General features: G+C 34.9%; 18 protein-coding genes and 1 pseudogene. 7 read left to right on the forward strand and 12 right to left on the reverse strand.

The genetic code is table 11. The annotated features are described in order from the left end of the window. Positions 1 to 18 precede the first annotated feature (18 nt). Complete coding sequence (locus GXZ72_07685) at positions 19 to 1,008, reverse strand: hypothetical protein (GenBank protein HHT19425.1); 990 nt, start codon at positions 1,006 to 1,008, stop codon at positions 19 to 21. A 436-nt stretch (positions 1,009 to 1,444) separates the two neighbouring features. On the opposite strand from GXZ72_07685, the gene prf1 reads away from it, so the two are divergent. After that, on the forward strand, positions 1,445 to 2,674 hold the full coding sequence (prf1, locus tag GXZ72_07690) for a peptide chain release factor 1 (protein HHT19426.1): 1,230 nt from the start codon (positions 1,445 to 1,447) through the stop codon (positions 2,672 to 2,674). An 86-nt stretch (positions 2,675 to 2,760) separates the two neighbouring features. On the opposite strand, the gene GXZ72_07695 is transcribed toward prf1, so the two are convergent. The 7 genes from GXZ72_07695 to GXZ72_07725 form a co-directional block, all read right to left on the reverse strand. After that, positions 2,761 to 3,360: an orotate phosphoribosyltransferase-like protein gene (locus tag GXZ72_07695; protein ID HHT19427.1), complete on the reverse strand. Its 600-nt coding sequence runs from the start codon at positions 3,358 to 3,360 to the stop codon at positions 2,761 to 2,763. 73 nt (positions 3,361 to 3,433) lie between these two features. Further along, a complete protein-coding gene (locus GXZ72_07700; protein HHT19428.1) occupies positions 3,434 to 4,387 on the reverse strand; it encodes a Gfo/Idh/MocA family oxidoreductase in 954 nt (317 codons plus the stop codon). Further along, positions 4,387 to 5,256, reverse strand: coding sequence for a hydroxymethylbilane synthase (gene hemC, locus GXZ72_07705; GenBank protein ID HHT19429.1), 870 nt, complete (start codon positions 5,254 to 5,256; stop codon positions 4,387 to 4,389). The genes GXZ72_07700 and hemC overlap by 1 nt, the downstream gene beginning before the upstream one ends. Before the next feature lie 206 nt (positions 5,257 to 5,462). Continuing rightward, positions 5,463 to 6,965, reverse strand: coding sequence for a coenzyme F430 synthase (gene cfbE, locus GXZ72_07710; protein ID HHT19430.1), 1,503 nt, complete (start codon positions 6,963 to 6,965; stop codon positions 5,463 to 5,465). Beyond that, complete coding sequence (locus tag GXZ72_07715) at positions 6,965 to 7,801, reverse strand: NAD(+) kinase (protein ID HHT19431.1); 837 nt, start codon at positions 7,799 to 7,801, stop codon at positions 6,965 to 6,967. The genes cfbE and GXZ72_07715 overlap by 1 nt, the downstream gene beginning before the upstream one ends. Next, a complete protein-coding gene (locus tag GXZ72_07720; GenBank protein ID HHT19432.1) occupies positions 7,798 to 8,637 on the reverse strand; it encodes a bifunctional fructose-bisphosphatase/inositol-phosphate phosphatase in 840 nt (279 codons plus the stop codon). The genes GXZ72_07715 and GXZ72_07720 overlap by 4 nt, the downstream gene beginning before the upstream one ends. Positions 8,638 to 8,715: 78 nt before the next feature. Continuing rightward, entirely contained in the window at positions 8,716 to 9,159 is a 444-nt protein-coding gene (locus GXZ72_07725) for an arginine decarboxylase, pyruvoyl-dependent (GenBank protein HHT19433.1), read from the reverse strand. Between the two features lie 218 nt (positions 9,160 to 9,377). Between GXZ72_07725 and GXZ72_07730 the strand changes: the two genes are divergently transcribed. The 5 genes from GXZ72_07730 to GXZ72_07750 all read left to right on the forward strand — a co-directional run bounded on the left by GXZ72_07730 (position 9,378) and on the right by GXZ72_07750 (position 14,827). Continuing rightward, a complete protein-coding gene (locus tag GXZ72_07730; protein HHT19434.1) occupies positions 9,378 to 9,767 on the forward strand; it encodes a translation initiation factor IF-5A in 390 nt (129 codons plus the stop codon). A 52-nt stretch (positions 9,768 to 9,819) separates the two neighbouring features. Then, positions 9,820 to 10,692 (forward strand): agmatinase, encoded by an 873-nt coding sequence (gene speB, locus GXZ72_07735; GenBank protein ID HHT19435.1) that lies wholly within the window; start codon positions 9,820 to 9,822, stop codon positions 10,690 to 10,692. 214 nt (positions 10,693 to 10,906) lie between these two features. Further along, positions 10,907 to 12,133 (forward strand): TIGR00300 family protein, encoded by a 1,227-nt coding sequence (locus GXZ72_07740; GenBank protein HHT19436.1) that lies wholly within the window; start codon positions 10,907 to 10,909, stop codon positions 12,131 to 12,133. Positions 12,134 to 12,248: 115 nt separating this feature from the next. After that, complete coding sequence (gene ade, locus GXZ72_07745; protein ID HHT19437.1) at positions 12,249 to 13,865, forward strand: adenine deaminase; 1,617 nt, start codon at positions 12,249 to 12,251, stop codon at positions 13,863 to 13,865. Positions 13,866 to 13,948: 83 nt separating this feature from the next. After that, the gene (locus GXZ72_07750; protein HHT19438.1) at positions 13,949 to 14,827 is read left to right on the forward strand and encodes an MBL fold metallo-hydrolase; all 879 of its coding nucleotides are present in this window, start codon (positions 13,949 to 13,951) and stop codon (positions 14,825 to 14,827) included. A 51-nt stretch (positions 14,828 to 14,878) separates the two neighbouring features. Here GXZ72_07750 and GXZ72_07755 read toward each other — a convergent pair whose 3' ends face one another. Next, positions 14,879 to 15,532, reverse strand: a complete 654-nt coding sequence (locus tag GXZ72_07755) for a DUF447 family protein (GenBank protein HHT19439.1) — start codon at positions 15,530 to 15,532, stop codon at positions 14,879 to 14,881. Between the two features lie 93 nt (positions 15,533 to 15,625). Continuing rightward, positions 15,626 to 16,084: a DUF2124 domain-containing protein gene (locus GXZ72_07760; GenBank protein ID HHT19440.1), complete on the reverse strand. Its 459-nt coding sequence runs from the start codon at positions 16,082 to 16,084 to the stop codon at positions 15,626 to 15,628. A 397-nt stretch (positions 16,085 to 16,481) separates the two neighbouring features. On the opposite strand from GXZ72_07760, the gene GXZ72_07765 reads away from it, so the two are divergent. Next, positions 16,482 to 17,054 (forward strand): GMP synthase subunit A, encoded by a 573-nt coding sequence (locus tag GXZ72_07765; GenBank protein ID HHT19441.1) that lies wholly within the window; start codon positions 16,482 to 16,484, stop codon positions 17,052 to 17,054. 42 nt (positions 17,055 to 17,096) lie between these two features. Here the strand turns inward: GXZ72_07765 and GXZ72_07770 are convergent. Both GXZ72_07770 and GXZ72_07775 read right to left on the reverse strand, forming a co-directional pair. Then, positions 17,097 to 18,713, reverse strand: a pseudogene (locus GXZ72_07770) (NAD(P)/FAD-dependent oxidoreductase). Beyond that, positions 18,710 to 19,159, reverse strand: a complete 450-nt coding sequence (locus GXZ72_07775) for a GtrA family protein (protein HHT19442.1) — start codon at positions 19,157 to 19,159, stop codon at positions 18,710 to 18,712. Before GXZ72_07775 ends, GXZ72_07770 begins: the two are co-directional and overlap by 4 nt. Positions 19,160 to 19,441: the final 282 nt, after the last annotated feature.

Genomic DNA, 19,441 nt, shown 5'->3' on the forward strand with positions numbered 1-19,441 from the left:
AATAATACAACCTTATTTTTATAATGAGTCATCAATAGGGATGTGTTCCAATTTTTTTTCCAGTGCTTTAGGATTATTTAAAATTTTCTTAAATTCATTCATAGCCCTGATATAATAGAATCCATCACTTATACGTTCATCAATGGTGGTAGAAATTTCAACAAAATATCTTTCAATGAATTCTCCAGATTTTTCTTGGTAGATTTTCTCTTTGTGAATCTCCCCCAAGCAAATAAAAACAGAAGTTGTTCCTCGATCATATAAATGGTGATATGGAACATTTCTAAGGCCAATACTCCCCAAATTTGCGACAAATACACTGGCATGCATAGGATCTTCATTATAAATAGCTTTAGGATATTTACCAATGTAATTTAGAAAATTTAGTAAAGTGATGGCTAAATGAACTACTGTTTTAGGAAATTTGGCAAAAAAATTAAGTATATCCGTGGCATCATCATTATCTTCAGTTTTAACAACTTTAATCCCTTTATTTAATCTTGAAACAATTGACCATAAAGTTTCATCTCTTTGGAAGGATTTTTTAATTATAGTTTCTTCGCCTTCTTCTGTAAATTCCTTTTTTGCTACGAAAGCAACTTCAATTTTCTTTCTCTGATAAAATTTTCTTCCAGAAATAAAGCGATTCAAATGAGGCTTAACTGTAAAAAGCCTGATTAATGCGGCTAAAAAAACATTAAAGTATGTGATTTTTTCAACAGGCCCCTCAAGAGTTAAAACTGGATTGATAGATAATTCTTTATTTTTATTATGAATATAATAAACAAAATCAGTAACATCGATCTTGTCTTTAAAATATATTGCCGATGAGTTTCTGGAAGTCATTAAATGAGGGACAAGATTGGAAAATGGGTTTAAATTCTTTAATATCCAACCGTCTTTTCGATCTCCCCATCTTTTTTTCTTAGGATAATGTGATTTAAGATTGATTTGATCGTTATTCACAGAATCTTGAAAAACTTCTTTATTTTTATTTTCAACCGACATATTCCTCCCTAAACATTGTTGATGATATGATAAAAAGAATAATATAAATTTTTTTTCATATATAGGATTATTATTACAAAAAATCATAGGATATTTTCAGGACACTCCCCTATTTGTCAGCCATGATGAGAATTAAAGAGAATTATATTACTTGAAAATAGTTCCATAGTTCCTAATACCATAAATTTTTTGGAAATGTATGCCTCATACTATCGGGCTAGTTAAAATTACAAAAGATATTATAAATAAATTAATATAAAGTTTAGACACAATACAAATAACAAATCATATATTATTTATTAAAAAAAAGGCTATTTAAATGGTTTATTAAAAAAAATCGGATTAATTAAGATTTGTTGTTAATATAATTAATAGAGACATGAAAATTTCAATAAATTTTTTATAAAAGATTATCCCAGTTAGGAGCGATATAATTATGTCAGAACCATCATCAACTGAGCTTTACGAGGTAAAAAGAACCCTTAAAGAACTTTCTGAAAAAAAAGGGAGAGGTACCGAGTTAGTATCAATTTATATACCTCCAGATAAGCAAATCAGTGATGTGGTTAAGCACATGAGGGAAGAACTAAGTCAAAGCGCTAATATCAAAAGTAAACAAACAAAAAAGAATGTACAGTCTGCTATTGAAGTTATAATGCAACGTATGAAACTTTTCCCCCGCCCTCCTGAAAGAGGCTTGGTTCTATTTGTGGGAATGATTCCAAAAGGAGGTCCTGGAACTGAAAAAATGGAAACTTATGTTTTTGAACCTCCTGAACCTGTTCAAACCTACACATATCATTGCGATTCTCAGTTCTTCCTGGAACCACTTGAAGAAATCCTTGAAGATAAAGAAATATATGGATTAGCAGTCATAGACCGTAAAGAGGCGACGATAGCCATCATGAAAGGTAAAAGGGTGGATATAGTGAAAACATTGACTAGCGGTGTTCCAGGAAAACATAAAGCTGGTGGACAGTCACAGAGACGTTTCGACCGATTGATTGAATTAGCGGCTCACGAATTCCTAAAAAGAATTGGAGAACACATGAACGAAGCTTTTTTAGATATTGAAAATTTAAAAGGAGTTATAATTGGAGGTCCGGGCCATACTAAGGAGGATTTTTTAAATGGAGATTATCTTCACCACGAAATCAAACAAAAAATTATAACAACTGTAGATACATCTTACACCGGTGATTTTGGAATAAGAGAAGTTATAGACAAATCCATGGATGTGTTAACCGAAATTGACATCATGAAGGAGAAAAAACTAATTCAACGATTCCTTAATGAGTTGGTTGATGAAAATGGTTTGGCATCTTATGGTGAAGCTGAAGTCAGACAAAACTTGATGAATGGAGCAGTAGAAGTTTTGTTACTCTCAGAAGATATCAAATCCAAACGACAAACCTTTGAATGTCCTTCTTGCGGCTTTATTGGTGAAAAAACCATAAAAAATGAGACTGATGTTGAAGATAAAATCTGCAAAAATTGTGGTGAAACCATGAAACCTTCTACATCTCAGGATGTGATTGATGATCTTGTGAAGATGGCTGAAGAAGTTGGTTCGGAAGTAGAGATCATATCTACAGAAACAGAAGAAGGAATACAACTTTTACGAGCATTTGGTGGTATTGGAGCAATATTAAGGTATAGAGTATAATTAGTCCGTGATTCATAAAAAAATGGGAAAATAAAGAATAAAATTTTGTTACTCATTGATTAAATTAAAAATAAGCATGTTAAAGGTTATCCCAACCTACTAACCCTTATTAGAGATTCTACTGGGACTTTTTCAACCTCTAATAATCCTTTCTTATCTATGAGAACAACTGCAGCTAATGGTTCTGCTCCCAAACTTTTGAATACCTTTATTGCCTCCCCAATGGTCCCCCCACTAGTAATGACATCATCCACTATTATCAATTTTTTCCCCTCTACAGGGGCAAAATTACTACTAACTGCTCCTTTTGCATCTTTCCCTTTGCGGTGTTTGATAGGGTGAAACACGGCCATGTCTGCATCCAATATCTCGGCCATCATAGTGGCAAAAGGTATTCCACTAACCGTAATTCCCACTACTACTTCTATATCCCCATGTTGAAGTGCCATATCAGCCATAGCTGCCGAAACATAAGACATTCTGGTTGAACTTCCGCCTAAACTATTCCAATTAATTGCAAAATCGAGGGGTGCTTTTTCCTCTGATTTTTCCTTGGTTTTATCTGTCCCTTGGAGTATGAGCCATCTGGCAGTGTCTTTAGAAACATTGAGCTCGTCAGCTATTTCGCCTGTAGTAAATCCTCTGCTCCTAAGTTCAAAAGCCTTTTTAATCAGTTTTTGGTTCATATTACTCCTCCAAATTTTTTAAAAAGTATCATACACGCTAATTTTTATCCAAATATAATTTGACAACAGAATATCAATCAATTTTAATAGAAACTGGAATTTTCTCTTTAGCTGATTTCATAGCTGCAAGAACAGTTTTCAAAGCATGTATCCCATCTTCACCAGTGATTTTAGGTTTTTCATCCATTATAATAGCATTTAAAAATGAATCTAACTCCTCCATAAGTGGTTCATGGTGAGGTACCCTTACTTTTCTAGCATTTTTTCCAAAAACTTCCACATTCTGGTCAATATAATCCAGGGAGATAATTCCATCTGTCCCAGTAACTTCCAGTTGTCTTTTCTTATATGGTGTGAGCCAGTTGACCTCTAACATGCCAATAGCGTTGTTGTAGAATTCCATCATTATCTCGGCATGGTCTTCGAATTCACATTTCTGAAGCCTGCTGCCAACATGAGCATATACCTTAGAAACAGGACTGTCCAGTAAGTATGCCATCACATCCACTTCATGTATGGCAAGATCTATAGTAACTCCAACATCTTTAATACGTGGTGGGAAGGGCCCAACCCGTTTAGCAGATACGGAAACTACTTCTCCAATTAATTTATCTCTTAAAAGCTTTTTGGCCTCTAAAACTGCTGGGTTGAATCGTTCAACATGCCCAGTTGCCAGTTTAACTCCTTCTTTTCTGGCGGCTCGTACCATATCTTTGGCTTCTTTTAAGGTGAAAGCAATGGGTTTTTCCACCAATACATGCTTTCCCTGTTCTATGGCACTCATGACCACCTCATAATGGTATGTGGTTGGGACGCAGACACTTACTGCGTCTATTTCTGGCATTTTAAGCACATTGTCATAGTCAACGAACCCTACAGTGTTATATTTCTTGGAAACCTCTGCTAGAGTGCCTTTCATAAGATCAGAAACTGCCAAAAGATTGGCATTTTTTAGTCTAGTGTAAACTCGAACATGGTTGTGGCCCATGGCCCCTACACCAACAACACCCACATTTACCTTATTCACTAGCAATCCTCCATCATGCGTTTGGCAACCTCTAGACCAATGCTTTCAGCATTACTGATTGGACCTTTAATTTTATGTTTAGAGATAAGTTCACCCTTTTTAGTAAGCAAAATTGATTGGAGTTCCAATTCATTCCCATTTGTCCTTGCACACACACCAAGAGGCCATTGACAACCTACCCCCAACTCTGAAAGTACTTTTTTTTCGGCCATGACCTCATGATAAGATGCTGTATGAGTTAAAGCCTCTAATACCTTCCTTTTTTCAGTGTCTTTGCGTGCAACAACTGCCAGTGCCCCCTGGCCTGCTGCAGGAGTCATATAATCCAATGAAAATCTTTCTTTGATATGTTTAATGAGTCCTAATCGTTTAATACCGGCTTCGGCCATTAAAGTAGCATGATATTCACCAGATACTACTTTTTTTATCCGAGTGTCTATGTTTCCCCTAATGGGCCTTATATCCACATCTTTATGATGATATCTGCAAAAAGCTTCTCTTCTGACGCTACTTGTTCCAAGAGTTGCACTTTCAGGCAAATTATCCCATGTGTATGGTGATACTAATGCTTCATTAGGTGATTCACGAAGAGGGACAGCTATAATCTCCAGATCTTCTGTTAATTCACTAGGCAAATCTTTTAAACTATGGACTGCAAAATCCACTTCTTCCTCCAGCACTGCCTTATCCAGTTCTTTAGTGAATATTCCCTTCACATCCATATTATATAGTTGAGAATCTGTTATTTTATCCCCTGTGGTCTTTATAATTTTTATATCTATTTCTTCATTTGTTATATCTTTTAAAGAAGTGATTATGTTTTTGGTTTGAACCATTGCCAGACTGCTTCCTCTAGTACCTACTTGCAATACATCATCTCCGAGTGTGAGGCGAATTACTGAATTGGACCGTAATTGTTAATTTGAATAATGAGCATATTTATTATAGTTATAATATGGTATAAGAATCCTTAGTTGATTGATTTTGTATGATCTTTAATAAATGTTGTCATGGAATAAATAAACCACCTATCTTGTTTATCATTGCAAAAATTTTAAATAGGCCAATAATGAAACTATCTTTTACTTAAATCTGCAAAATTAGAACGATAAACAATTAATATGTTATTTAATCCTTCATCAATAGCCAGTTTAATTGCTTGATCTATTTGACTGCGATACATGAATTTTTCATCTATTTTTTCCCACAGACTCTTACCCAACTCACCAGTAAATACAATATAGAGATCATGCTGGATTTGACCTAAAAACGCTAAAAGACTGTCTTCATCAATTTCTTCACAAGTTACACCATAACTTCCCCCTAAAACTAGGGCGGGATTTTCATAATCTTTAATCATTGCTACTGACTTTTTTATGGCGGTGACATTGATGCCTGGATTTATTTCTTCAATTATGTTGATGGTTTGATCATTTGATTGGAAATGTTTTTTTGGAAAAAACGATTTATTTTGCTTTATATGATGAAAATATGTTTCTGCTGATGAAATATTGCGAAAAGAAGTTCTACCCGGCAACCCTCTGAAACGTTTGACACCTTTAATTATGGAACTAGGGGCGGTTCCTAAGGATAGTGATGCTGTTATGGCAGATAAAGTATTTTCCAAATGATGTTGAGCAGGGGCAAATGTTTTAACTTGAAAAGAATTGTTTACACATTTACCATGAACTGTTTGCAACCCAGTTACTTTTACTTGGAATGTAGTTTCATACAACCCATAATCAATATTAAATGCTTGAACATTTGATTTTTCTCCAACGGAATATGTATTTATTTTTTTATCGGTTAAAAGTTGATTATAATAATTATTTTCAGAATAAATCCAACGATAAGAATTTTGGTCACAAACCACTATTTTACTTCTAAACATTTGGGATTTGGCTTTACTAGCACTGCTATTTCCCTGTGAAATGGAGTAATCCTCAGCAATGTTGGTGATTACTCCCACACCAGCCATTCCTGTTCCACCCAGTGAACTTTCAAATAAACAAATACCTACATTTGTGTTTACATCATGTTTAGAAGGTTTTTTTTCTTTGTAAAAATCTTCAGCAAGTCTCCATGCTGTTATAATGCTTGCCGGAGTTATGCTTATGTCTTTTTGTAGAATTGTATCTTGGCCATTATCTACAATTTCCACACCAACGCTACTTAAAATCAAAGGATTTTGGTCGTAGTATATCTGTTTTAACATTGCTAAAGTACTGGTTTTTCCTTTCACACCAGTTATTTCAATTATAGGAACATTTATCCGATCCTTCAAGAGAAAGCCCACAGCCTCATGATGGGTCATGTCGGCCGAATAAGGTAGATTACAATGTACTGGAGCAATTACATTGATTTTATCGTTTTTTTCTGTTGTAGATCTCTTTTGATAATATTTCTCATAAAATAGATTGTCAACTAGTTTTATTCCCCTGAATTGAAGTGTCTTAATCTGTTCATGATTTAAGGTGTGGTAAATATCCCATGCGAAAACATTACAATCATTTATTTTGGCAAATTCAGATGCGAGTACGTAGCCCCCATGAGTCATATCCACAATGAGAACATTCATTAACTTATTCCACCTTTTGTTAGCTTTTCTCTTACTTTACGGTAGAAATCTTTAGTTAAACGGACGAAATAGGCACAGTTTTCAGATTTGCGGAATATTATTTCATCCATATAATTAATTTCCTCTTCAAACTGACCATCAATAACTGCAATAGCCTTTTTTCCCTCCCTTAAAAGTTTAACTTTAATAATACTTTCATCAGATACAACTGTAGGCCTAGCTCCAAGTTTAAAGGGACATATGGGGACGATTATAAAAGCTTTAACCCTTGGATCTATAATTGGACCACCTGCCGACATGGAATATGCTGTTGATCCACTAGGGGTGGCAATGATGAGCCCATCAGCACGTAATTCTTCCATTATCTCATCATCAACACTTATCTGGATGTGAAGCATCTTTGCAGGTTTACGAGTCATTAGGACTACTTCATTGAGGGCTGGGGGTAACTCCTTGTCATGCCATACTAAAAGCTGGTTTCGCCTTTCTACAAAGTAATTTCCTGCAAGGATCTCTTCTATTGCGCTGAAAGCATTTTCAGGGTCAATTTCTGTTAAAAATCCCACAGTTCCCATGTTGATTCCGATTAGTGGGATTTTTTTGTGATCGATGAAACTCTGTGTGCGTAGCAAGGTACCATCCCCCCCAATTGCAATCACCATGTCCACGTCCATATCTTCCAGTTTGCATGTTCTATCCTTAAATCTGCCCAGTTCATTAGCCAGGGGAAGATCAAGAACTATTTCGACTTTTTTTTCTAGTAAAAAATCAGCCAGTTCTCCGGCAAGTTTAACAGCCTCTTTTACATCACAGCGTGCTACTAATCCCATAATCATTTCATCCCCTCCAATATACCCATGATTTCCCCATGAATACTAGAATTACATGTGGCAATTAACGATGTTTTCTCCAAAACATTTAACTTACCATTGAGAGCTTTCCCATAACGGTCCGTTACTATACATCCACACTCCTCCAGAATCAGCTTGGCAGCAGCAATATCCACGATCCGTAAATTATTTCTTATATCAACAAATGCATCATAAGTTCCATCTGCAACGTAAGCTAATTCTAATGCCACTGCTCCTAATATTCGCATTCGTCTAACACTTTTACATAGAATTTCAATTTTTCCCATATCCATTCTGTAAACATAAGCCCCTAAGGATATTTGTGATAAATCATTTTTTGAAGATGGTTTAAGCTTTTCTCCATTAATAAAAGCTCCTTTTCCCTTTATTGCACTGTAAATATCTTCTGTGGCATAATTTTTCACCATACCCATCTGGATATCTTGAACAGTTACATTCACATTATGATCAAAAATAGGTGCTACTGCAACTGATATTCCATAGGCTGGTATATTTTTTACAGCATTACTAGTACCATCTAAAGGATCAACAACCATTATCACCTCGGGTTGACCATTACCAACCACAACTTGCCCAATTTCCTCACTAATAAGAATTAAAGGCCTGCCAACACCTTCAAGAACATCGATAACTCTTTTTTCAGCCATGTTATCAATTAAAGTAGTGGGAGTGCCATCAGCACCAATCTTGACAATTTGACCACCATCTTCTAAACCGATTAATGGAGATATGGCCTTTTGGGATTCAACTATTACCTCCTGACATACTTCACCCCAAAATTTCTGGTCTTTTTCATTCATTTACCCTCCTCCTATATCGCATTTAACCCAAATAATCATTCAACCAATCATAATAGTCCAAATGTGATTTTTGAAATTTCATCCAAGATAGACCACTGCAACAACAACAACAGCTTCTTTCTTTACTTTATGACTCTCATGGACTATGATGATTTCCCTGATGTCCAAACCTCTCACTTGCATCATATATCGAACCATAGATTCTGCTTCCTTTTTAATCTTTTCAGGATCCTTATTCAAGCCAGAATGTTCCACTACACAGCCAAAATCATCAGAAATAGCCACTGCAATTGCAGCACTTATTAAATCACCTTTTTGGTCCGAATGTTCGCAAGCCAATACACAATTTACCATCTTCCCCTCTTTAATAGGAGGTAGTTCCACTATCTTAGCACTTGCTGGGATAATGCTGGAAACAGGTATAAGATTCACATTACCAATTCCTGCATCAAGGAGGGCATTATCAAAAGCGTTCAACTTGGTAGGTCCTTCTGATTTTCCGGATGTAATTGAGACCTTCATAATAATCACTTACAATTCCAATTAAAAATTTAAATAGGCAAAAAAATATAGGCATTTCTATATCAGAGAGAGTTATCTATAAATATTTATACTCTTCAAAGGAGATTTATTTAAAACCAGATTGTAAAAATTATAAAATATTATAGATTCTAGTTCTAGGTTCTAAAAATTTTGATCCAAAACAGTCTGGATTATTCATATTACACGGAGGAAAGCGCATGTCAACTAAAGTAGTGGAAGTTAAAACTCTTAAAGTAGGCAAATACGTGGTTCTAGATGGTGAAGCGTCAAAAATTGTAAATATACAAACTTCATCCCCTGGAAAGCACGGGGCAGCCAAGGCCCGAGTAGATGCCATAGGAATTTTTGATAATCAAAAAAGAAACTTGGTAAAACCAGTGGATGCAAAAATAGAAGTACCCATAATTGATAAAAGAACAGCTCAAGTACTGGCTTTAATGGGTAGTGATGTTCAACTTATGGATTTAGAAACTTATGAGACATTTGAAGTACCTATACCCGATGATTTACGTGATGGCCTTATTGAAGGGGCGGAAGTAGGTTATATTGTAGCAATGAGCAACAAAAAGCTCATGAGAATTAAATAAATATCTGTAAAAGAGAATTATTTTTTGTAAAAAAAATTGAGGATTTAGAAAGATGTACCTATATACTGAAAATCCTCTTAAATTTGCTTTTTCAGAAGCAAATTTTGATGCTGCCCATCAAATTCAGGACTCTGGTTATGGTATTCTTGGAGTTCCTTTTGACAGCACCGTTACTTACCAACCAGGATCACGTTACGGACCTTTTTTTGTCAGGGAAGCTTCTTACAACTTCGAAAACTATAATCTATTTTTTAACAAAAACCTAAATGCAAATGTATATGATATTGGAAATTTGGAAACTATTCCAGGAAACATTCAAAAAACATGCATTCATCTTAAATCAGTTGTTTCTTCATTATTAGAGGATGGTTTAACCCCAATACTCATTGGTGGCGAACATAGTATTAGTTTAGGTGTGATTAGTGCTTTCAACATTCAGGATGCAACTATACTTCATTTTGATGCCCATATGGATCTTAGAGATGATTATATGGGAGAAAAATATTCTCATGCCACAGTGATGCGCAGAATACATGATAAAGGACCTTTTAAGATTATCCAAATGGGTATACGCTCTTCTTCGCTAGATGAAACAGTTTTTGCCAAGAACAATAATATTGATTTTTACACTCCAAATGACATCAAATTTAATATGGAAAAAATGGAAAGGATCATCCACAAAATTAAAGGCCCAATCTACGTCACAATAGATATGGATGTGTTGGACCCGGCATATGCCCCCAATGTTTCTACACCAGCACCATGTGGAATAAATCCGCAAGAACTGGAAAACCTAATTTCTTGTCTTGAAGGAAAAGAAATCATAGGATTTGATGTAGTTGAGGTGTCTTCAACCTCCATTGGAGATATTACTGCCATAAATGCAGCTAAAATAATTTTAGACTTATTATTTTTGAAATCATGAAGATTTTTTTAAATGATCCTAAATCGATCTCAATCAATTTTAAAAGCTCGTTTTTATACATTTCACAAATAAATATTTATAAAAAGCTGCCTAATCTAATAAATGAGTAATATATTAAAATTAAACAGATTTCAAACATATTCTAAGTGAAAATCATTTTATATTGCCATTTTCACCAAATCTTCGTGTTTTTTAGTGAATTAGGAGGAATATAATGTACACGAGAGAAGTTAAGCTTACTGGGCATATTATCGACTCCCTCACCCTACCTAAAGCATTGGACCTTATCATGGATATGGGAGGAGATTTTAAGATCCTAGAGTTTGAGGTGGGTAAACGAAAAAAAGATACCAGCCTTGCAAGAATTCGAGTTAAATCTGACAATGAACAACTATTAGGAGAAATTTTAGACGAACTGGCAGAAATTGGTGCAATGGTCGTTGAGATCCGAGAAGTTAATTTAGAGGCTGCTAGCAAGGATAAAACCTTGCCTCCTGATTTTTATTCCACAACTAATCATCCTACATTTATCCGCTACCAAGACGAATGGTTGCCTGTTGAAAATATTGAAATGGATTGTATGATCGTGGTAGACCCTCAAACTCGAAAAGCGATTATCAAGCCAATGGGTAAAATAAAAAAGGGAGATTTGGTGGTGATTGGTAGAGAAGGAATCAAAGTTATGGCGCCACAACGACCCAGGGGTAAAAAAGGAGTCTTTGAATTCATGGGAAGTGATGCATCATCAGAAAAACCACTGAGATCTCTTATAAAAAGTATAGCCGATGAGATAAAAGAAGTGAAAGAGCGTGGTGGTCAAATTGCAGTGGTTGGTGGGCCAGCAATAATCCACACTGGTTCAGGCCCTGTGTTGGCCGAGATGATTAGAAATGGAATTATTGATGTTATTTTTGCAGGTAATGCCTTGGCCACTCATGATATTGAAAGTGCACTCTACGGAACATCCTTAGGGATGAATGTAAAAACTGGTGAAGCTGTGGCACGTGGACATCGCCATCACATCTATGCCATCAACCAGATCAACCAAGCAGGCTCCATCAAGAATGCTGTAAAGCAAGGAGTGCTTAAAGAAGGCGTGATGTATGAATGTGTGAAAAATAATGTTCCATTCGTATTAGCAGGTTCTATACGGGATGATGGTCCTCTACCCGATGTTATAACTGATGTTATCGAAGCTCAAGATGAGATGAGAAAACATATCCCTGGTTTGGACATGGTTATAATGATCGCCACGATGCTCCATTCCATAGCAGTGGGCAACATGCTTCCATCCAAAGTCAAGAGTATTTGCGTGGATATTAACCCAGCCACTGTTACTAAACTGGGTGATCGTGGCAGTGCTCAAGTTGTTGGAATTGTTACTGATGTAGGATCATTCCTGCCCATGCTTTATCATGAACTCCAGAATAACGAAAAATAAATCTAATCACGATTAATAAATTTTTTTTAAAGACCTTATGAAATTTATAATCCGTGTATAGGTATCTCTGGTGAGGATACTGGCAACTTAGATGATAGATGTGGGGATGTATATAATGAAAAGCATCATAAAAGGGAATTTTGTGAATCTTTTAACTGATGAGATATACCCTGCTGAAATAGAAGTTGAAAATGGTATAATAAAGTGTTTTAGGAAAATAGAGGAAAATTTTTCAGGATATATTTTACCAGGTTTTATTGACTCACATATACACATTGAAAGTTCTATGCTAACCCCTTCACGTTTTGCTGAGGCTGTAGTGCCCCATGGGACTACTGCAATAATTGCAGACCCCCATGAAATCGCTAACATCATGGGTATCGCAGGGATCGAGTATATGAGGGAAGATTCAGCCAAAACACCACTTCAAGTTTTTTTCACTGCTCCTTCCTGCGTGCCTGCAACTAATTTTGAAACATCGGGAGCAATTTTAGGGCCAAAAGAAATCGAACAGTTAATGAGTGATGATCAAGTTGTGGCTTTAGGGGAAATGATGAACTTCCCAGGTGTAATCGGGAAAGATCCAATTGTTTTAGAAAAGATTGGAATCGCCCAAAACCATCGAAAACCAGTAGATGGTCATGCCCCCCTCCTATCTGGAACAGAACTGTGTGAATATGTGGCATCAGGCATATCCACAGACCACGAATGCACCCAACCTAATGAAGCTGTTGAAAAAAAAGGTTTAGGAATGAAGATCATGATCAGGGAAGGTTCATCAGCGCAAAATCTTGAAGATCTGATTTCAGTCCATGGAGAATTCCTAGTTTCTGATGATAAGCATCCTGAGGACTTGCTGAAGGGCCATATGGATCAAATCCTGAAAAAAGCTGTTGAAATGGGAATGGACCCCTTGGAAGCATTGAAGATGGTTACTTTGAACCCATCTAAACATTATAATTTGAACTGTGGAACATTAACACCAGGTAAACGTGCAGATGTGGTGTTGGTGGATGACCTAGATGATTTTAAAGTTCGTAAAGTTTGGATTGGCGGAAAACTAGTGGCTGAAGAAGGAAAACCACTTTTCAATGTTGATCCCATTCCATTAGAAAGTACTTTCAATGTTGAACCATTAAAACCATCTGATTTTGAAGTTAAATCAACATTTAAAGAAGAAAAAGTCAGAGTGATTGATGTAATAGAAGACCAAATAATTACATCAGAAGCAGAAGCCATTTTAAGAGTTGTTAATAGTAACTTGCAATCTGATATCAAAAATGACATCCTAAAAATTGCAGTTGTAGAAAGATATGGGCATAATCACATTGCCAATGGGTTTGTAAAAGGTTTCAAATTAAAGAATGGTGCTATTGCTTCCAGTGTTGCTCATGATTCTCATAATATTATCGTTGTTGGTACAGATAGTCAACAGATGGCAGATGCTACAAATATAATAATAAATAACAATGGAGGGCTTGTTGCAGTAGTTAATGGAGAACATTATTCCCTTAAACTACCAATTGCAGGACTCATGAGCACTATGAATGCTTCAACAGTTTCATCACAACTGAATCAGTTACATAAAGTGGTTAAATCCATGGGTTCACATCTTAAATCGCCATTTATGACCCTATCCTTTATGGCACTTCTAGTTATTCCCAAACTAAAAATCAGTGATCAGGGCTTATTTGATGTTGAAAAATTTCAATTCGTTGATGTAATAAAATAGTATTAATCTTATTCTGGTTTTTTTATTATATCTTATAAATTTCATAAGTGCTTAAAATTAAAAAAATAAAATAGTGATTTTTCATGAAAATTGTCCCACTGGCCTTTGAAAGTATGGGTGTCAGATCCATGGCCACTTTCATTGAAACTGATCAGAAGATTTTGATTGATCCTGGGACATCCATTGCCCCCAAAAGGTTCGGATTCCCCCCATGGAAGGATGAATTTGATGCACTCCATACAACCCGGGCTAGAGTGCAGAAGTATGCTAAAAAAGCAGATATTCTGACTTTAAGCCATTACCATCATGACCATTTCACCCCGTTCAGCTTAGGAAGGTATTTAGACTCATCACCCCGATACGCTGAGGAGATGTGCCGGGGAAAGAAACTATTCATAAAGCATCCCACAGAAAATATTAACAAGAGTCAACAAAAACGGGCTAGGCTTTTTTTAAAGAATTTAAAAGTTATGGGAGTTATGGATATTCATTATGCTGATGGTAATTCATTCCAGGCCGGAGATACCCTTCTTAGATTTTCAGAACCCCTGCCCCATGGCAAAGAAGGAAGCCACTTGGGTTTTGTTATAACTACAACCATTGAATGGGAAGGTGAAAAATTCATGCACGCCTCTGATGTGCAGGGACCCCTTTATGAAGGTGCTAAAAAACTCATACTAAATGAAAACCCAGATACCCTTATCTTAAGCGGCCCGCCAATCTATCTCGAAGGTTTTGCCCTAGAAAAGCAAGACATATTACTGGCTAAAGAAAATTTGACGGAAATATCCCAGAAAATTCCCAGAGTAATTGTTGACCATCATCTTTTAAGGGATCTGCGTTGTTTTGATTTTATCAAAGGAGTGAAGGATGAATCAAAGGGTGAAATCATGGTGGCATCTGAACTTCTGGGTAAAAAACCGTTTCTACTTGAAGCACGGCGAAAAGAATTTTACTTCTAAATTTTTTTAAAAGAAAGAAAAAATATGCCAATCTGAGTATTTTTATTCCGATCAGTCCACATTGATATGGTTTTTCTCTTCAAGAGATTTCCATATCTTCTTCATAGCTCCTTTATGGTCCTCTGAGCCTACTTTATTCACTACCCTGGAAATTTCACTAATTCTGTCTAAATAAACCTTTTTTTCATCTGCAGATGCAAGATTTATCCTGCTAACGTATACCAAAGCCTCAATTATTCCATAAATAGCCCTATTTAATGGTTGAATATGTTCTTGGTTTTTAACAATCCTCAAAACTTTAGCCCTGATCACATAGGTGGTGAAAGTACCCAAGTGGTCTTTGCGATGAACCAGTTTTTCACTGATAATTTCAGCTCTGAAAAAGGCTTCTGCCCTTTTAATGAAATATCCATCGCCTTCATCTGATTTGAATTCTTTATTTTCTAGGTTTCCTATGGTGGATTCAGCGAAAATCATTGGATCGTTTAGTATGTTCACATGAAAACTTTTTTCACGCCGTACATTGTCGTAGGTTTTGGATCCTTTGTGGAGATAAATTACTATTTCATGATCATCTTTACAGATAACACCTATAGGTGCTGCATTTGGAGTTCCATCTGAATTTATGGTGGTGAGTATTGTTTCATAAAGGAGACCCTTCTCCATTCCCAGTGAATAAAGGTTTAAACTATTTTTATCAATCATTTTTCTCATTAGTTCCACTTTTTTTTATGAAATTAATAAATAATAATTTAAAAAATAAATTGGATTACACTAAAATAATCCAGTTTACTCAGTCTATTTATATATTTCACCGTTTAAAGCACCGTTAATTATGCAATGAAAATCAATTTTTTCATCCCATCCTGCTTTTTCAAACATGCCCATGTAACATAAACCTATGATTTTTCCATCAAGTTTCAGGATGTTATTTAACATTTTCTGCACATCTTCCAGTTTTACCTCGTACTGTGGCATAGATAGTCCTCCCAACAGCGCCACCACATTGCTATGGGGGTCTGCTTCTTCTGTAAATTGCATGCCCAGTGGTGTACGTTCAATTTTACGTGCCATACTAATATCAGTTTTTGGCACGAAAACTGATTCTTTATCTCTAATTGCATAGGCAAAAAGTTCTGCAAATGGACTGCAAACACCAGGAATGCCTACAAATGTTACTTTGTCTGCATGTTCTATTTCTTTCCTAAAAGCCGTGAAGTTCCCTTTTAATCCTTTGAATTTCCCTACTTCTCTCATTTTATCACCAGATAATCCTGCTAATTAAAAAATATGCAAAAAAAAGATGTAAAAAATAATATATTCCTAAATTTTTAAGGTTAGAATCTAAATATCCCTTTATATCTTAAGTTCCCTTTAAAAATTTAAATATTATATAGGCTATCACCAGTACGATTATTACAGGAAGAAACCATATGAAAAGATAGAAGAAAACCACTGCCAACACTAGGGCCACCAGTATGAGTAAAATGTCTTGATGTTCCATATTTTTCTATATAAGCATTTTAACATAAAAATATTTCCAAAAAATACTGATCACTGATAATTAGTAACATCAAGAACCATTATGGATTTAATAAAAATAATCAGGAATTAAACTAATAGTTTTTTTAGATAGATCTAAGGAGATTAAAAAATTATGATATTAGTGGTTAACAATCACGGACAGTACAATCACCGTATTAATCGTACATTGAATTACCTCAAAATATCATCAGAACTGGTGCCTAACACTACACCCCTCAACGAAATTGAAGATAAAGAACCAGTAGGAATTATTATTGGAGGAGGACCTTCAGTAGAAAGATCCGGCAAAAGTTCCCAATACATAAAAAAACTGGATTATCCTATTCTAGGCATTTGCTTAGGCCACCAAATTTTGGCCCAAACATGTGGTGGTCAGATCGATTCTGCAAGTTCAGAAAGTTTTGCACAAATTCAAATCAATATTCTGGACGAAAATGATATATTTAAAGGCATGGGCCCCCAATTAGATGTTTGGGCTTCCCATAAGGACGAAGTAACTAAAATACCCCCTAAATTTACAATTCTAGCTTCATCATCCATATGTGACATTGAAGCCATGAAACATAAGGATAAACCATTATATGGAATACAATTCCATCCAGAGGTTCATCATACTCCCAAGGGGCCGAAAGTGTTTGAAAATTTCTACACAGTCTGTTTAGAATATTTAAAAAGAACATAAAATGTATTAAAGTCTATGCATATTTCTGAGTACAAAAATAAATCATTCTTCATGATAATCTTCTTCAGCATTGATCATCCATATATTATCCTTAGAAGTGATTCCTTCACAAATATTTTCTACTGCAGTCATGGCAGTGAGCATTGAATGGTCCATATTGTTATAACGATGCATACCATTCCTGCCAACTAAAAAAAGGTTTTTAAATCCATCTGTGAATTCTCTGATGATTGAAAAACGATCATATGTTCCAAAATAGGCAAGATATGTTTTGGGCATCCTAATAATAACTGAGTCAATTACATCTTTTTTGTTGATTATATCGATACTGGTAAGTTCATTGACAGCAAAATCTGTGAGTTTTTCATCATCCATGTTCCAAAGTTCATCTCCTTCATTACAAAAGTATTCTAACCCTATCCAAACATTATTTTTCGTCTTTAACCATATATGGACTCCAATTATTAAATATTTGAAGCCTACCCAATTTAACATCCCTCTCCTGAATATAAATCCAGTTATCAGGAATTAAATTGTGAAGTGTCTTTATTTTAGTCTTATTTTTAATTTTTAATTTTTTTAGAAGGAGTCCAACTGTTATGAAGTCTCGATACATTAATCCCTTTGCTACTTTTTGTACTTCAACTGGAATATCTCCATTAAATGAATTTATTAAATCCTTTACTGGCATTGTAGAGATGAAATAATCTGCATTTACGCTTTTCACGACTCCAGTAGATTTTTCTTCAACTTGAACAGACTTAATATACTGATCTTTATTTTTAATTCCAATTAGTTGACTCCCATAATGTATTTCTCCACCGTTTTTAGTGATGATTTTAGCTACCTCTTCCCACATCTGCCCCGGACCTAACTTTGGATACATGAATTGCGAAATTAAACTGGTTTCCAATTTTTTTTGAGAAATGACGAATTTCGGGAAAAATTTTTGGAAATTGCGTGAAAAATTGTTTTTTTAATTGAAAGGCCCTTAACCCGTTGTGCCCCCCAATCTGATTTAATTTCACTACATGAAACTCCCCAAACTTTTTCAGTGTAATCTTTAAAGAAAGTACGGTACAATTCCTCACCAAATCTATTTATAAAAAAATCTTCCAGGGATTTTTCAGGTTTGATTTGATTTAAATATGATTTTATGTAACTGAATCCTATTTTGAAAGTTCTTTTTATTCCTAAATTAGATAATGTGTCATAATTCAGGGAAACAGGATAATCAAAAAATTTTCTAAGAAAAAAGATTCTTGATAACCTACTTCGGCTTAACATCACTTTATCAGTTTTTTCAGGATCTGGTGGGTTGAAGTGTTCTAGATTTTGTGACCCAACCTTTCGTTTAACACTTTGTTTAACAAGGAGTACTTTTCGCCCTAACTGTTTATCATCCTTTGCTGGCTCTCCCTGCAAAGGGAGAATGTTTTGCCACCATTGCATTATCCGGTCTGATTTAGAAAAAAATCTATGACCACCAATGTCAATTCTATTACCTTTATAATTCACTGTTTTAGATATACCACCAGTACTTTCTGTTGTTTCAAAAATAATGGGCTTAATATTAGTTTTATCTATCAATTCATAGGCTGCAGTTAAACCTGCTGGACCTGCACCAATAATCACCGCTACTTTTTGACTCATGTTCAACCTGCTCTAAATAAAGTGATTTTTCTAGCAAAAAAATTCCAAAACAGTATTATTATTGCTGTTATTATTTTTGAAATCAAGTAATAAAAACCTAATTCTGATGTGAAAAACCATATGAATAGTTCATTTAAAACCAAGCCTATAACACCGATAACTGCAAAAATACTAAATTCAATGGTTTTATTATTAATATTGCGTTGATCAAAAACCCAACTAATACTAAATAAATAGTTAGTAATCAGACCTAAAATAAATGCAATAGCTGCAGATGTGATGTAATAAATTCCAAAATAATCTGTTAATATGAATAATGAAAGAAAATCCACAATAAATGCAGCTCCCCCCACAAATACATATCTAAAGAATTGAATTTTTGTGCTGCTGGTTGGATGTTTCAATAATTCCCTTGTCAAATTTTTTATTTCTGATTTATCTTTAATTTTCATTTGCCTTCCCACTAACAAATTAGAATAATATCTTTAATAATACAATGTCATTGTAACTTTAAGAACTAGGAAATAGGAAATCCGTTGCAACCTATATTTTAAAATATGAAATCCTCCCTTTTAAAAAATCATTAGTATGCTTTTTATGGATATAGCAAAAAATTTCGTGATACCTATTAAAATATGTGCAATTAGAGATTGTACAGTACTGTTTTCCAGTGCCTTTGGTATTCATTTTTTTGGATTTATATTGAGGTATAATAATTTTTTTCCATTAATTAA

It is taken from the genome of Methanobacterium sp. (genome assembly GCA_012838205.1).
Lineage (GTDB): Archaea > Methanobacteriota > Methanobacteria > Methanobacteriales > Methanobacteriaceae > Methanobacterium.